The organism is Achromobacter sp. MYb9, assembly GCF_002975275.1.
Lineage (GTDB): Bacteria > Pseudomonadota > Gammaproteobacteria > Burkholderiales > Burkholderiaceae_B > Achromobacter.
Window position 1 is genome coordinate 1 of the sequence record NZ_PCOQ01000045.1, and the last position, 15,744, is coordinate 15,744.

Annotated in this window: 11 protein-coding genes and 1 pseudogene; all 12 read left to right on the top strand. The window is 60.3% G+C overall.

Annotated elements, in window-relative coordinates; genetic code table 11:
- Positions 1-430 precede the first annotated feature (430 nt).
- A complete protein-coding gene (locus tag CQ050_RS30285; RefSeq protein ID WP_105560521.1) occupies positions 431-937 on the top strand; it encodes an RNA polymerase sigma factor in 507 nt (168 codons plus the stop codon).
- On the top strand, positions 924-1,979 hold the full coding sequence (locus CQ050_RS30290) for a FecR family protein (protein WP_105560522.1): 1,056 nt from the start codon (positions 924-926) through the stop codon (positions 1,977-1,979). Before CQ050_RS30285 ends, CQ050_RS30290 begins: the two co-directional genes overlap by 14 nt.
- A gap of 192 nt (positions 1,980-2,171) precedes the next feature.
- On the top strand, positions 2,172-4,541 hold the full coding sequence (locus CQ050_RS30295; RefSeq protein WP_105560529.1) for a TonB-dependent siderophore receptor: 2,370 nt from the start codon (positions 2,172-2,174) through the stop codon (positions 4,539-4,541).
- 462 nt (positions 4,542-5,003) lie between these two features.
- On the top strand, positions 5,004-5,327 hold the full coding sequence (locus tag CQ050_RS30300) for a MarR family transcriptional regulator (protein ID WP_105560523.1): 324 nt from the start codon (positions 5,004-5,006) through the stop codon (positions 5,325-5,327).
- Positions 5,317-5,613: pseudogene (locus CQ050_RS30305) on the top strand (type I restriction-modification enzyme R subunit C-terminal domain-containing protein); the annotation flags it as partial. The gene CQ050_RS30300 and the pseudogene CQ050_RS30305, both read left to right, overlap by 11 nt.
- A gap of 35 nt (positions 5,614-5,648) precedes the next feature.
- Positions 5,649-7,472 carry an N-6 DNA methylase gene (locus CQ050_RS30310; protein WP_105560524.1) on the top strand — a complete coding sequence of 608 codons (1,824 nt, stop codon included), beginning with the start codon at positions 5,649-5,651 and terminating at the stop codon, positions 7,470-7,472.
- An 85-nt stretch (positions 7,473-7,557) separates the two neighbouring features.
- On the top strand, positions 7,558-9,531 hold the full coding sequence (locus tag CQ050_RS30315) for a restriction endonuclease subunit S (protein WP_105560525.1): 1,974 nt from the start codon (positions 7,558-7,560) through the stop codon (positions 9,529-9,531).
- Between the two features lie 2 nt (positions 9,532-9,533).
- Positions 9,534-11,375, top strand: a complete 1,842-nt coding sequence (locus CQ050_RS30320) for an AAA family ATPase (RefSeq protein WP_105560526.1) — start codon at positions 9,534-9,536, stop codon at positions 11,373-11,375.
- Between the two features lie 3 nt (positions 11,376-11,378).
- On the top strand, positions 11,379-12,191 hold the full coding sequence (locus CQ050_RS30325) for a hypothetical protein (RefSeq protein WP_105560527.1): 813 nt from the start codon (positions 11,379-11,381) through the stop codon (positions 12,189-12,191).
- A gap of 47 nt (positions 12,192-12,238) precedes the next feature.
- The gene (locus tag CQ050_RS30330; protein ID WP_199196967.1) at positions 12,239-13,066 is read left to right on the top strand and encodes an endonuclease NucS domain-containing protein; all 828 of its coding nucleotides are present in this window, start codon (positions 12,239-12,241) and stop codon (positions 13,064-13,066) included.
- Between the two features lie 600 nt (positions 13,067-13,666).
- Positions 13,667-15,055 (top strand): transposase, encoded by a 1,389-nt coding sequence (locus CQ050_RS30335; protein WP_105560528.1) that lies wholly within the window; start codon positions 13,667-13,669, stop codon positions 15,053-15,055.
- A 534-nt stretch (positions 15,056-15,589) separates the two neighbouring features.
- Positions 15,590-15,744, top strand: a 155-nt coding sequence (locus CQ050_RS31360) for a pyridoxamine 5'-phosphate oxidase family protein (RefSeq protein ID WP_146121080.1), incomplete at its 3' end; no start/stop codon positions are given.

Consider the following 15,744-nt stretch of genomic DNA (forward strand, 5'->3'; position numbering starts at 1 on the left):
GCAGACTATTCAGGAGTGAAGGACGTGCGCAACCCCGTTCTCGCGGCAATACCGATGTCGAAGTTCATTCAACTTGAGATTTGGTTCACTCAAGTTGGCGCACGGCAAATGTGTCGATGCCCTGTCCATGCGGGTCGCAGCCCGATTTGGTCGATGAGCTTCAAAATTTGACGTGCAGCGGGCTCTGGATCAACGTTCTTACCATGACGGTTCTCTGGTTCATTCAAGTTGGCTTTTTGCCCAAAAAGTTCACTCAACTTGGATTTCTGGCCGAAAAGTTCATTCAAGTTGGTAGGTAGGCAACGTTAGTCGGCCCTTGCAGATCATGGAAAGGCACTGGTCGGAGTTCATTCAACGATAGTGCATTTGTGGTAATGAGAATCATGATCGATAATGCTGGCCTTCTTAACATCATCACGTTCGCCTGCCGATGCCCGGTCGCCCGTCCTCCAACAAAGGTTGGCTCGCCCATTATCGCGAGCTGATCGGGGCGTGGACGCGCCGGGGCGCCAGCCGGCATGATGCCGAGGATGCGGCGCAGGATGTGGTGGCGAACATGCTGCGCAATGGGGATGCGGCCGTGCTGGACCCCAAGGCCTATCTATACGGCGCCAGCCAGAACCGCCTGAATGGCGAGTTCCGCCGCCAGTCGCGGCACGAGCAGGTCAGCCTGGACGAATTGCCCGACGCTGAACATCCGGTACAGTCCGATCCCGAGTCCGCGATTCGCGCATCGCAATTGGTGGACGCCTTGAAGACGGCGCTGGCTGATTTGCCGCTGAAGTGCCAGCAAGTCTTTTTGTGGAACAAGCTTGAGGGCTATACGCAGGCCGAGATCGCGCAGAAACTCGGCCTGACCCAAAGCACGGTGGAAAAGCACATGAGACGCGCATTGGCGCACATCCACGACCGGTTGCAAGATCATGCCCCGCACTGAAACGGATACGAACCCGCGGTCGGATTCGCCGCGTGACCAGGCTGTGGCCTGGGTGACGCGCGAACGGCTGGGCACGCTGGACGCCGGCGCCCGGCGCGCGCGCGACGCTTGGCTGGCGGCGGACCCGGAGCACGCGCGGCAATACGAGTCGGTGTGGGCGGCGTGGCACGTGACGGATACGGTGCCCCAGGCCGACCTGCGCAAGCTGCTGGCGCTGGCCGAATCCAAAGCCGAATCCAAGCCCCAATCCGGGGCTAAACCCAAGGCCCGATCCGGATCCGAATCTTCCTTCGTCCAACCCCACCGCCGCCGCTTTGCTCTGGGCTTGTCGGCTGCCTGTGCGCTGCTGGTGACGGCGGGCGTGCTAGGCCCGCGCCTGTGGGCGCCCGAGCCGGACTTCACCCAAACGCTGGTCACGGCCAAGGGCGAGCGCAATCGTTTCGTGCTGCCCGATGGCTCCTTGCTGGAACTGAATACCGACACGCGGGCCAAGATCGCGCTGTACGCGGACCGCCGCGACGTCGAGCTGCTGGCCGGCGAGATCCTGTTCACGGTCAGCCCCGACGCGGCCCGTCCGTTCACCGTCCATACGGGGCAATCGCAGGTGCGCGTCACCGGCACGCGTTTCAACGTGCGGCGCGACGGCGATGCCGTGGCCTTGGCGGTGGAAGAAGGCAGCGTGGCGTTCACCGCCGGCGCGTGGTGGAACCGCAGCACGCGCAACCTGACGGCCGGTTATGTGCTGCGCCTGGCGCCGGGCCAGGCCCTGGCGGTGCCGCACCAGGAAAACGTGGCGGCGATTACCGCCTGGCAGCGCGGCAGGCTGGTGTTTCGCGACACGCCGTTGTCGCAGGTGGTGGCCGAGCTGAACCGCTATCTGCACGAACCGCTGAGGATTGAAGACAAGGGCTTGGCGCGGTTGCGCGTGGCCGGCACGCTGCCCATCGACGATCCTGAATCCGTGCTGGCCGTGCTGCCCCGGATTGCGCCCGTGATCGTGCTGTATCCGGCGAATGGGGGCAGGGTGCTGGCACCGCAATGAACCGGTTCATTGCAACGTAATTTTTTGTTTCAAACTATTTAGCGAGAATCATTCCGGAATTTTTCCGATTGCGACGTCTATCCCTTGACGGGGTAGTTCACGAGACGTCGATCTCGACCCTGGAAGCGACCGTTGGCCAAGGGTGTCGGGCGCATTTCGCGCGGGCAGTTGTACTGGAATTTTTCTCTCATCATGGACAAGCAAGTGATTCAGCGCGCGAAGTCGGCGCGCAAGACCGCATGGCAGGGGCTGGGCGCCGGATGCCATGCCGTGGCCATTTCCGTGGCGCTGGCGTGTGGCGCCATCCCTGTGATGGCGCATGCTCAGACCGCGCCGGTGCAGATCAGCATCACCGCGCAACCGCTGGGCGATGCGCTGATTCAGCTGGGCGAGCAGGCCTCGCTGGTGATTTTCTATCTTCCCGAAACCGTGCGCGGACGCAATGCGCCGGCGGTGATGGGGCGCTTGACCCCGGACGAGGCCATGCGTGCCTTGCTGGCAGGCACCGATATCGCGTTCACGCGCGACGGTCGCAACGTGTCGTTGAAGCAGCCCTCCATGGGCGCCACGCAGTTGGAGCCGGTGACCGTGCGCGGCGTGGCGGTGGGCACGGCGGACAGCTATGTGGCGCTGTCCAGCGCCAGCGGCAAGCTGGATGTGCCGCTGATCGAAACGCCGCGTTCGGTATCCATCGTGACGCAAGAGCAGATCAAGATGCAGGCGCCGCGCAATCTGGAAGCGGCCTTGTCATACACGGCAGGGGTGCAGACCGAGGTATCGGGGTCGAGCGACGTGCGCATGGTGGGCGCCGTGATCCGGGGTTTCAGCGACGGCAGCGCCTATTACAAGGACGGCTTGAAGCAGTTGTCGGCGGGCACGTATGGCTCGTGGAATGACAGCCTGGACGATCTGGACAGCATCGAAGTGCTGAAGGGGCCGGCGTCGGTACTGTACGGTCAGGGGCGGCCGGGGGGCGTGATCAACATGGTGTCCAAGCGGCCTACGCCGGATCAGATCAATAGTGTGGGCATCAGCTATGGCACGTACAACCGCCGCCAGGTCACGGCGGACCTGGGCGGTGCGTTTGATGAAGACGGCAAGGTGCTGTACCGCTTGAACATGACCGGCCGCAAGAGTGACGGACGCACCGACGGGTCGAAGGACGATCGCCTGTCGGTGGCGCCGACGGTGCTCTGGAACATCACGAACCAGACGCGTCTGACCGTGCTGGGCACGTACTCCAAGGAACGCGGCACGCCCAAGAGCTGGTGGCCGAATCTGTACACCTATCCCGAGATTGCGGACTTGCCGCTGCACCGCACGGCGGGCGACCCGGACTTTGACCGCTTCAACCGCGACACCAAGTCCATCGGCTATGCCTTCGAACACGACACGGACAGCGGCTGGCGTTTGCGCCAGAACTTGCGCTATTCAGAAATCGACATCGACTATCGCCATATCTACGCGATGGATCTGTTGGACGACAAGCGCACGGTAACGCGCGGCAGCCTGGCGCAGCGCACGCACGGCCAGACTTTCGCGGTGGACAGCCGCGCGTCGAAGGACGTGGTGTGGGGCGACGTGCAGCACACGTTCGCGCTGGGCGTGGACTTCGTGCGCTATCAGGAGAACGATGGACTGGGATTCGGTTGGGACGTGCCCAACCTGGACATCTACGAGCCCGTGTATGGCCAGGACGTGGCGGTGCCCGAACTGGACAAATCGCGAAGCGCGGTGAAGCAGACCGGTATCTATACGCTGAACCAGCTGAAGTGGAACCGCTGGGTGGGCAACGTCAGCCTGCGCCGCGATTTTGCGACGATGACGCGCAGCAGCACCACGCAACCGAAGATCAAGGACTCGGCGACGACGGGCAGCGCAGGCCTGTTGTACCTGTTCGATAGCGGCCTTGCGCCCTATATCAGCTATTCGACGGCGTTTGATCCGATCACCGGCCAGCAGTTCGATGGCAGCGGTTTCAAGCCGCGCGAAGGCAAGCAGTACGAGGCGGGTTTGAAGTACCAGCCGCCGGGCACGGATGCCTTGTTCACCGCGGCGGTGTTCGATATACGCCAGACCAACGTGACCACGCAGGACCCGGATCACCCGCGCTTCCAGGTGCAGACAGGCGAGGTGCGATCGACGGGCCTGGAGCTTGAAGCCAAGTTCCCTCTGACACGGGAACTGCGCGTGATGGCCGGCTACACGTACCTGGACCCGCGCACCACCAAGAGCAACCGGCCGGGCGAGGTCGGCCGTCAGACGCCGCAAACCGCGCGCCAGACGGCCAGCCTGTGGCTGGACTATCGGCCGCATCAGGTCCAGGGCCTGATGCTGGGTGGCGGTGTGCGCTATCGCGGCAAGGCGCCGCTGAACACGGCATCGGATGGCTCCACGCCGTACAACCCGGCTTTCACGCTGGTTGACGCGGCGGTGGCGTACGAGACGCCGCGTTACCGAGTCGCCCTGAACATCAACAACGTGTTCGACAAGCGGTACTACACCTACACGTTCCGGGGCATGGAACGCGAAACCATGCTTAGCCTGAATTACTACTGGTAGTGCGTATCGCGCCGCGGGTGTCCATTTGGCCGTCGAACTTTTTTCAACTTGAGATTTTTGGTTCACTCAAGTTGGCGCCTGACAAATGTGTGTAACCTAGGCGGAAAGTACCTCGAGCCAGCAGACCGCTTCCGACCCATTACGGCGGTTGGGCGAGACAGTTTGATCGGCTGCAATGCAGCGATTGCGGCTCTAGGCAGGCCTAATTCGACTTCCTGGAAGCAGTCGCTCGACGTCAGGTGTGAACTAGGACCATCGCCGTCCCGCAGCTCGATGCCAGACCGCCTAAGCGCAAGCCGCATCACATCGTGACCAGCAGCGACTGACATGGACTCTTGTCATAAGTCGTGCCGTGCTCGATGCAAGAGAGGTTGCTCACCCAAAATTTATCGATCCGACGTCAGCCATCCGTTAAAAGTTATCTTCGCCTGATATGATTCCGCATCAATTTGGAACTGCTGAATGCGCACAATCATCGGTATCCGTAACAAGTACTCGTCTGACGGGCGTGTTCTCACTGAGGGGCCGATCGTGTGGTTCGACACATGGCGGCAGTTAGTTGGCGTCCTCTCGGACGAAAACAGACAGCTCTTAAAGACGATGAGTTTGGCGCAACCGCAGACAGTTGCGGAACTGGCTAAGTTGTCCGGTCGAGCACCAAGCAACCTGTCCAGAACCCTGAAGAACCTGCAAGCCCATGGCTTGGTTCGCTTGCATCGCGTTGAAGGTAGCCGCGCGATTCGACCTGAGGCGATTGCGACGAAGTTCTTGGTGCTTTTGGAGTAAGCCCATGACATGCGAGCGCGCCAACAACGTCAAGAAGCGCGACGTGTTCGGCCGGTATGGTGAACAGGCCCGCGCGGTGCTGGAGGCCTTGCTTGACAAGTTCGCTGACCACGGCGTGCAGGACATCGAAGACGCCAAGGTGCTGGAGCTGCCGCCGTTCGACCAATTCGGCAGCAAAACCCAAATCCGCCGCGGCATCTTTGGCGGCGCGGACCAATACACCCAGGCGGTTCAGGCACTTGAACAAGCCCTGTACGACGTAAAATGCAACAAGAAGCAGGCCTGACCACTAACGGCAGGCGAATAGAACAACAAACCGACATGAACCTCAGCAGCACCATCAAGTCCATCCAGGACATCATGCGCAAGGACGACGGCGTCGACGGCGACGCTCAGCGCCTCGGTCAGCTCACCTGGATGCTCTTCCTCAAGGTCTTCGACCAGCGCGAGCAAGAGTGGGAAGGCGACGCCAAGGCCGAGGGGAAAAAATACAAGTCACCTTTGCCCAGCGAGCTGCGCTGGCGCAACTGGGCGGCTTACGTTACCGACGCCGACAGCAAGAAAAAGCCGCAGATCGCAGCCAGTGAGATCATTGGCTTCGTCAACAACCAGTTGTTCCCCTTGCTCAAAGACCTGAGCATTCCCGCCAAAGCAGATGCCAAGTCCAGAGCGCGGTACCAAGTGATCCGCAGCGTCTTTGAAGACGCCAACAACTACATGAAGTCCGGCACTCAGCTGCTCGCAGTGATCGAGAAGCTGGAAGAGGCGATCAACTTTGACGACTTCACCGTGCGCGCCAACCTGGGCGACGTCTACGAGCAGTTGCTCAACGACCTGCGCGGTGCCGGCAATGCGGGGGAGTTCTACACGCCCCGCGCCATCACCCAGTTCATGGCCGACCGCTTGAACCCCAGCCTGGCCAAGCGTGAAACCGTCATGGACCCGGCCTGCGGCACAGGCGGCTTTCTGACCGCGGCTATCGACCACTTCCGCCACCAGATCACCGGCAAATCCGGGGCAGCAGACCAAGCCGCCATCGAAGACCTCATTCGCGGCATCGAAAAGAAGCAGCTCCCCCACCTGCTGTGCACCACCAACATGCTGCTGCACGGCATCGACGTGCCCAGCCAAATCGAACGCAAGAACACCCTGGGCGTGGGCTGGAACGAATGGCGCGTGCACGACAAGGTGGACTGCATCATCACCAATCCACCCTTTGGCGGCTATGAAGACGACGGCGTGGGCAGCGACTACCCGGCCGATCTGCGCACCCGCGAGACGGCCGACATGTTCATGGCCCTCATCGTCAAGAAGCTGCTCAAGGAAAAAGGCCGCGCCGCCGTGGTGCTGCCCGACGGCTTTCTGTTTGGCGAGGGCATCAAAGGCACGCTCAAGCGCATGCTGCTGCGCGACTGCCACCTCCACACCATAGTGCGCCTGCCCAAAGGCGTGTTCGCGCCCTACACCACCATCAAGACCAACCTGCTCTTTTTCACCAAGGGCGAGCAGGTGGACGACGGCACCGAGCGCTTCCACACCGACAGCATCTGGTTCTACGAACACCCCTACCCGCCGGGCTACAAGAGCTACAGCAAGACCAAGCCCATCCGGTTTGAAGAGTTCAAACCGCTGCAAGACTGGTGGGGCATTGAGGCCAATGGCTTCGCTGAGCGGGAGGAAAACGAACGCGCCTGGAAGGTCGACTTCAAGGCCAAGCGCGAGCAGGCTGAGTCTGCTGCCCAGCCCCACTGGACCCGCGCCGAGGCGCTGAACAACCAGGCCAGCGCGGTGGAAGGCCAGATGCGCGCTTTAGCTGCGTCCATCAAAGGCGTGACCGACCCCCAGCAGCGAAAAGCGGTCGAGGACGAAATCGAAACGCTGCGCCCGCAAGCCGAAGGCATGCGCCTGCAAGCCCGCGACGCCCAGGTCGCGGGCGACCGTATCTACTGGCCCATCTACAACCTGGACCTGAAGAACCCCAAAGCGCCCGACGAGGAAACTCACGACCCTGACGTGCTGCTGGAGAAATACAAAGCCCTGCTCGGCCAGATCCAGGAAACCGAAAACCAACTAAAAACCGAACTGGCGGGCGCGCTGGCGCACCACTTCAACGCCGAGGACGACGCGGAGGAGCCCCAGACATGAGCGGCGCACTGACGGAAGCCAAGCTGCACGAAGCCGTCGCCCTGGCGCGCGCGCGGCTGAGCCACCGTTGCGGAGACGAAGCCTGATGGACGCGCAGCAATTTTCGGCCGAGTTCGGCCATATCGTGAATGCGCCTGGGGGTGTAGGACGCCTGCGGGAGTTGGTCCTGCATCTTGCTGTGTCGGGGGACCTCCTCAAGATCGAAGTCCCAGAAAACGCAGCTCCACTCCTGGAGCGAATTCTTCAACAGAAGCGACAGCACGCGGACAAGAAAAAGGTCATTGCCAAACAGGCCCCTGTTTCTCCCAGTCTTATCAGGGCCTCATCTCATTGGGGCTTATGCCGGCTTGGTGACATTGCACTCACTATCACGGGTGGGGGCACACCGTCCAAGAACCAACCGGGGTACTGGAATGGCGACATCCCATGGGCGAGCGTGAAAGATTTGAAGAACCTCAGCTTTCTTGATGAAACGGAGGAGCACATTACAGAGGAAGGACTTCGGAACAGTTCGTCGAACCTCATCCCGGCAGGGCGGGTCATCGTCTGTACCCGTATGGGGCTGGGAAAAGTTGCCATCAACAGGGTGGCAATGGCCATCAATCAGGATCTGAAAGCTCTTGAGTTACCAGCGGAGGTAAATCCAGACTTCTTTCTGATCCTTTACAAGACCCGAGAAGTCAAAGGGACTGGGACCACCGTTGCAGGTATCAAGCAGGACAAGCTGCTTGCCCTGCCGGCTGCGCTACCTCCTGTCGATGAGCAGGTGCTCATCGTCGCCAAGGTCAATGAACTGATGGCGCTGTGCGACCAGTTGGAGAGGCAGCAGCAAAACCGGCGCAAGCTGCAAAACGCCCTGCGTCGGTCCACCCTGCAGGCCCTGGCCGGCGCCGAGAGCCCGCACGAGCTGCAAGAGAGCTGGCAACGCCTACAAGCCCACTTCGGGCGCTTGTTCAGTCAACCCGAGGATGTGAGAGATTTCAAGGCCTTGGTGCTCGACCTCGCGGTGAGTGGACGCCTGTTGCCGGTACCAAAGGCGTCTACCCCTGCATCAGCGCTAATCGACAACATCGCACGCGCCAGGCTTGTGTGGGCGGAAGAAGCGAAAGAACAGGAAAAAAAAGAAGCAGTGGCAATGCTGAAGAAGTTGCGCACGCAACAGATCACCGTGCCCACTGCACCGCTGCCACCCCATTGGTGTTGGGCATCGTTGCTCCAAGTGTCCCAGGCTGTCGTGGATTGTCACAACAAGACCGCGCCCTATGTGGACGCAGGCATTCACCTTGTCCGCACGACCGACATTCGTGATGGGCGGATGGATCTGACCAAGACGCGGAAGATCTCCGAAGAAACCTATGCCTATTGGGCTCGGCGCATGCCCCCAAAGGCTGGCGACATCTTCTTTACACGTGAAGCGCCCATGGGGGAAGCGGCCATCGTCCCTGAAGGTGAGCGCGTTTGCCTCGGGCAGCGCACCATGCTGATCCGGTTGTTTCCAGAGCTGTTCAGCAGCCGGTACCTCTTGTATGTGATCCAAAGCCCCAGTTTCCAGACTCGAATGATCGAGGCTGCCATTGGCATGACGGTGAAGCATCTCCGCGTCGGTGACGTCGAAGACTTGATGGTTCCCGTTCCTCCACGCGAAGAGCAAAACCGAATTGTCGAAATCGTTGACCGGTTATTCGAGCTGTGCGGCCACCAAGCTGACCGCGTCGGAAATAGTCTTCGAGTTGCTGCAAACCTTGCCACCACCACCGTCGCTGCACTGACGGGCATTTCTGTCGATGCAGAAGAGGAGTCCCCTTTGAAAGCACCCCAAACGGAACTGATCGCGCCGCTTCGTTTGGGCACGTTGCCAGACGTCAAGGACCTTGCTCCGCTGGCCACCTTGCTGGCTCGCAACCAAAGCGAGATGTCGGCTCGTGATCTGTGGCAGCGCTTCGGCGGTGAGATCGATGCCTTTTATGCGCAGCTCAAGACCGAGGTGGCACACGGCTGGATCACCGAGCCTCCGGTGGCCGAGGTGCGCGCGAAGCCCGTTGAAACAGCGGAAGCCTGAGCATGCAGTTGCGACACCTAGCGATCCCGAACCTCCGCAACCTGCTTGGCCTGGTCATCGACTTCGCCACCCACCTCGAACCCCGGCCGGGTGCTGACAGCACGGCAGCCCCCAAGGCCATCCGCAGCCACGCGCTGATCGGCCAGAACGGTACAGGCAAGTCCAACCTGATCGAGGCGCTGATCACCATTTTCCGCGACGTAGATCTAGACCGGGACGCCGCGTTCGACTACACGCTGGAATACGAGATCCGCGGGCACGTGGTGCGCATCCAGGCCGATCTGTCCAAACAGCGCCGACCGTTCGTGTGGGTCGATGGCGACCGGGTCAGTCAGGACTACCTGAACAAGAACGACCCGCCCGATAAGACGCCACGCGACGAGCGCCGCGGCCCGCGCCTGCTGCCCGCACACGTGTTCGCGTACTACTCGGGGCGGAACGAGCGCATCGAAGCGCTGTTCCAGGACCATCAGAAGCGCTTCAACCGGCTACAGGACATAACCACCGACGAGGTCTTGCCAGAACAGGTGCTGACCAACTTCAAGGGCACCGAAGCCGACATCCGCGCCATTGAGGAAGCTAAGCAGCGCCGCGAGACGCGGATGAAGCAGGCCGGCGACGACCGCCTGCGCCGCCTGTTCTATTGCCGGGGCGGGCACAGCCAGCTGGTGTTGCTGGCCTGCCTGCTGTCGGACGACCCGGTGTTCCAGAAGGTGCTGAAGAACCTGCACATCGAGTCGCTGGAGTCGGCTCTCTTTGTGTTGAAGGAGCCGTACCGGCTGCGCGAGAAGCGCCGGCATGGCAAGTTCGACGAGGTCGAGTTGAACGAGGGCGACCCGCGCTTCTGGTTTGCTCGCGGCAGTGTGGTGAGCGAGTTCCTGGACAGCTTGTGGCAAGTGGCCTGGGCGCCCATCGAGCAGGAAGTGGCCCAGCAAATCGACTTCCGCGGTCGCACCGAGAAACAGCGCCAGCTCTACCTGTATGTGGCCAACCAGGCCAAGCTGCAGGAACTGGGTCGCCTGGTTGGCGGCACCGACAGCTTCTTCCGCTACGCCGAGGGCGCCTACATCGGCGATCTGATCGAGGAAGTGCGCATCACCGTCAAGAAACGCGACGAGCACGGCGGTGCGGTGAGCTTCACGCAGCTGTCGGAAGGGGAGCTGCAATTGCTGACCGTGCTGGGGCTCATGCGCATCACTCGCGAGGACCACTGTTTGTTCCTGCTTGACGAGCCGGACACGCATCTCAACCCGGTTTGGAAGTTGCGGTACTTCGACGACATCGAAGGGGTGTTGGGCGCCGAACCCGGCAAACTGGGCCAGGGCCAATCGCAGATCCTTATCACGACTCACGACCCGATGATGGTGGGAAGCCTCCGGCGCGAACAAGTTCATATCCTTCTCCGCGAGGAAGACGGCACTGTGGTTCAGTCGCCATACGAGCACCCTCAAGGCATGGGCGTTGCGGGCCTATTGAAGAGCGAGCTGTTTGGCTTGCCGTCGACGTTGGATCCGCAGACTTTGGATGATCTGCAACGGCGCAATGAGCTGATCGCCAAGAAGTCGGGCGACGGGTTGACTTCGGTAGAAGAAGGCGAGTTGCAGCGACTTCGGCGCTATCTGGAAGAGCTCGGCTTCTCTCGTGAGTATCGTGACCCGATGTATCAGCTTTTCGTCGAGAAGATGTACAAGGCCAAGTCGCAACCCATCAACAAGTTGATGACGCCGGGGGAGCTTGCGGAGCAAGAAGCCTTGGCAGAGTCGATCATCAAAGAGTTGGTCGCGTCCGAGCGCAAAGACGAATTGGCCGAGCTGGCTCGCCTGTTGAAGAAAGGAGGGGTTTGATCGATGCGCAAAGTTCACGTTCCTAACGATCAGCTGCCGCCGGTTGAGTGGCTCGCTGAAGCGGAGGCGGCATGTGCTGCACTTGCCGATGCGAAGACTGAGGCTGAGCGCGATACAATCATCGACACCAAGCAGAGGCTCTGGCGCGACGAGCGAATCCGCGACTGGCTGCTCGGCCTGTTTCACAACAAGTGCTGGTACAGCGAGGCCCAGGAAGGAGTGTCTGCTTACCACGTCGACCACTACCGTCCCAAAGGCCGGGTAACTGACGTCGGGCGCGTCAATCCTGAACCCGGCTATTGGTGGCTAGCATTTCGATGGCAGAACTATCGAATCTGCGGGCAACTCATCAACGTCAAGAAAAACGACGTCTTCCCGCTGGTAGGTGGTTACCGAGCCACACCCGATGTAGCGGACAGCCTGCGCCTGGAGGCTCCTGCCCTATTGGATCCGACCACTGACGACGCTCGGCTCATCAGCTTCGAGATGGACGAGGACGGATGCCAAGCTGTGCCGAGTGGCGGGACCGACGAGGAGGACAGGGGGCGTGTCGTTACGACGATCGAGGTCATCGGCCTGAATCGCCTAGACAGACTGAACAGCAAGCGCGCAGATGTCTGGAAGGAGTGCCGCGAAAAGCTGGCTAGCTATACCGCGGCCGCAGGCGAGCCTCTGGCACTGAAGCAGCTTCAACGTGCGCTCATCGTCATGGATCTGAAGAAGCGCGTGGCCTACGAGAGTGAGCTCTCGTCGGTCGCCGAGGCGTGCATCCGTAAGGTCGGGTCGGAAGTGGTGTGCGCACAGGTGTTTGGCTAGGCACCGTAAGACCTACCAAGCCATTCCGATGTCGAGGTTCCTCAGCCATGCCTATCCATCACGCTATCTGGCGAGTCGGTGAACAGCCAGCATCACTCGTCTCCAGCCGCCTTACCATCGAGCAGCAGCTCGAAGACATGATCGTGCGGGACCCTCGCATCCTATCCAGCGAGTGGATGCTCATCGGTCGCCAGGAGGTCACATCGCATGGTGGGCGCGTTGACCTGCTGGCGATTGCGCCGGATGCCTCGCTGGTGCTCATCGAGCTGAAGCGCGACCGCACGCCGCGCGAAATCATCGCCCAAGCTCTGGACTATGCCTCGGGGGTGGAGCAACTGACGCCGGACCGCGTGGCACAGATCTTCCAGCGGTTCTCTGGCGGCAAGAGCCTGAACGCAGCCTTCCAGGAGCTGTTCGGCGTCGAACTGGACGACGAGACCCTCAACCAGTCGCATCAAATCATCATCGTGGCGGCCGAGCTGGATCCTCACACCGAGCGCATCATTGGCTACCTCAACGCGCGGGACATCGCGATCAACGTCGTGTTCTTCCAAGTCTTCGAGCATGGCGCAGACAAGCTGTTGAGTCGGGCCTGGCTCATCGATCCCGGCGAAACCCAGGCCAACGTAGCGTCCACCACCACGGTCAAGGGCGACAAGGAACCGTGGAACGGTAAGTTCTATGTGTCCTTCGGTGACACCACTTCTCGAAGTTGGGAGGATGCCCAACGCTTCGGCTACGTCAGTGGTGGCGGTGGCAGCTGGTACAGCCAGACGTTGAAACTCCTGTCGCCAGGTGACCGGGTCTGGGTGAAGATCCCAAAAAAAAGGCTATGTCGGGGTCGGAGTCGTACTGGAGTCAGTACAGTCAGCTAAGGATTTCAAGGTGCAGACGGAAAGCGGTGAGCAACCTGCTTTGCTTGCGCTCAAGCATTCCGACAAGTACCGCCTCACTGCCAATGATCCGGAGCTTGCTGAGCATTTTGTTCGGGTTCGGGGGCTAGACACAGTTCCCGAGAGCAGAGCGGTGAGCGAACTGGGCCTCTTCGGCAATCAGAACACAGTTTGCCAGCCGACTACGCCAAAGTGGCGTCACACGGTCGAGCGGCTCAAAATAGCATTCCCAAGATGGGCGGATCAGCCAAGCGTTTTAAACGCCTGAGCTAGGTTGATTGCACAACGTGAGGCAGCGAGAAATCCCGGCGGCCTCAGCCCACGCTCGACGGAAAACATGAAATGCTCCCCAACGACCAGATGTTTACTTCCTGAATCTCCGGGGAGCGGTTGGTTGGATTTGCTGTCCGCCACTAGCCTTCCGAGAAGTAGTCGTTGGTGAACTTCCGCTTTCAATCTGAAGCCGTCGCTCGAAAGTTTGCCATGGCTGACCGCTCCTGGCCGATTCTGTTGAAAAACTCGCGGCCGTCTCGGTCGTCTGGCAGAATTTGCAAAGCGCCAACGAGTTCGGAGAGCACCGACATGATGGGTCATCAAGCGAGCGGGCAAGAGCGGCTGTTCTACGCTTTCAACCTTGAAGACGTCGTTCCGCCGACCCATCTTCTTAGAGCCATCGATCGCTGTCTGGATCTGAAGGAACTCCACCAACACCTGGCGAAGCACTACAGCCATACGGGCCGTCCGTCCATTGACCCCGAACTTATGATCCGTATGCTGATCGTTGGGTATTGCTACGGCATCCGCTCCGAGCGTCGTCTGTGCGAAGAGGTTCAACTGAATCTTGCATATCGATGGTTCTGTCGTCTCGGCCTCGAGGATGCAGTGCCCGATCACTCGACCTTCTCCAAGAACCGACATGGACGTTTCCGCGCCAGCGATACCTTCCGCTGGTTGTTCGATGAAGTGGTCCGTCGTTGCATGGCTGCGGGCCTAGTAAAAGGCGAAGGCTTCGCTGTCGATGCCAGCGTCGTGGCTGCTGATGCGAACCGCCAGCGCGGTGTTCCTGCCAGTGAGGCCACCGACTGGTCGAACCCCGCACTCAGCACGCGTGCCGTGCGCGAGTATCTCGAAGCGCTCGACGACGAAGCGTTCGAACAAGCCGTTCCCCGGCGAATCTCGCTGACCGATCCGCAGTCACGGTGGACGGCCGCCCCTGGCGGTCCCGCATTCTTCGCTTATTCGACAAACTATCTGATCGATACCGAGCATGGCGTGATCCTCGACGTCGAAGCCACCCCTGCACATCGCACCGCAGAAGTGGACTCTACCAAGACGATGGTGGATCGCGTCGAGGAACGATTCGACATCATCCCTGATCGGCTCATCGGCGATACCGCTTACGGCACGGCTCCGATGCTGGCGTGGATGGTGCAAGACAAGGGGATAGAGCCGCACGTCCCCGTCTGGGACAGAACCCAGCGCAAGGACGACAGTCTATCGAGCAGCGACTTCGAATGGGATGGCGAGGCCAACGAATATCGTTGCCCCGAGGGGCATGCACTGCGCAGCGAGCGGCGCATGTTCAAGATCGAACGCACTCACGTCACCAAGGCGGGCACCGTAATCTACCGAGCCAGCAAAACGGACTGCGGTAAGTGCGCGATGAAGTCGCAATGCTGCCCCAATACGCCGATGCGCAAGATCGCTCGCAGCATTCACGAGGATGCACGCGATGCAGCCAGGCGTATCGGCGCCACTGTGCAGTACCAGCGCTCACGTCACGAACGAAAGAAAGTCGAGGTGCTGTTTGCACACCTCAAACGTATTTTGAAGATCGACCGCTTGCGGTTGCGCGGACTTACTGGTGCAGCAGACGAATTCACGCTTGCAGCAGCCGTTCAGAACCTACGTCGTCTTGCGATGCTTACCTCTCCGGGGCCACCGATTCAGGGCACAGGTGCGCCCAGTTGAGGCGAAACCCACCGATTAACAAGGCAACCGGGCATCAGTACCCGGTTCCAATCGAAAAAATGGCGAAAGCCGCCAGGTCATCGGCCTTGTAAGCGCGACCAAGCGCGACGCGCAATCGAGTTTTTCAACAGAATCGGCCGCTGGCAGACGTTCGTCAATCGCGTCGAGCTCACAGCCGTTGTAGGGTAGGGCAGGCGCACTGGCATGGGGGCCCTCGCGATGTGATGGTCCCAATCATCACCCAAGTTCAATGAACTTTCTGGGGAAGAATGCCATGTTCAATGAACCAGTGCGGCCAAAGTGAATGAACCAAATTTCGCTAAGTCCATGTTTTAAAAAATGTCGAGTTTCCACTTTCAATGAACTCCGACAATTCATCTAACTTGGGATTTGCGTCATCCAGTTTGGGAATCGAGGATTTCCGATATACAAGCACTGGTGCGGTCTCCAGCCGGATTTCGCCTCTGGAGGTTCAATTTCGTGTGTCACGCTTGGGGTGATGTCGCTTTAAGCCGGCAGCCATCGACGTAGCGCGTGAGCGCCGGCCACTGGTTCAAGGCATACGAGAGCCAAAAGTTGCACAACCTCTCGACAAACGGGAAAATCGATCACTTGGTCCACCAAGTCCGTGGCCGCAGACTATTCAGGAGTGAAGGACGTGCGCAACCCCGTTCTCGCGGCAATACCGA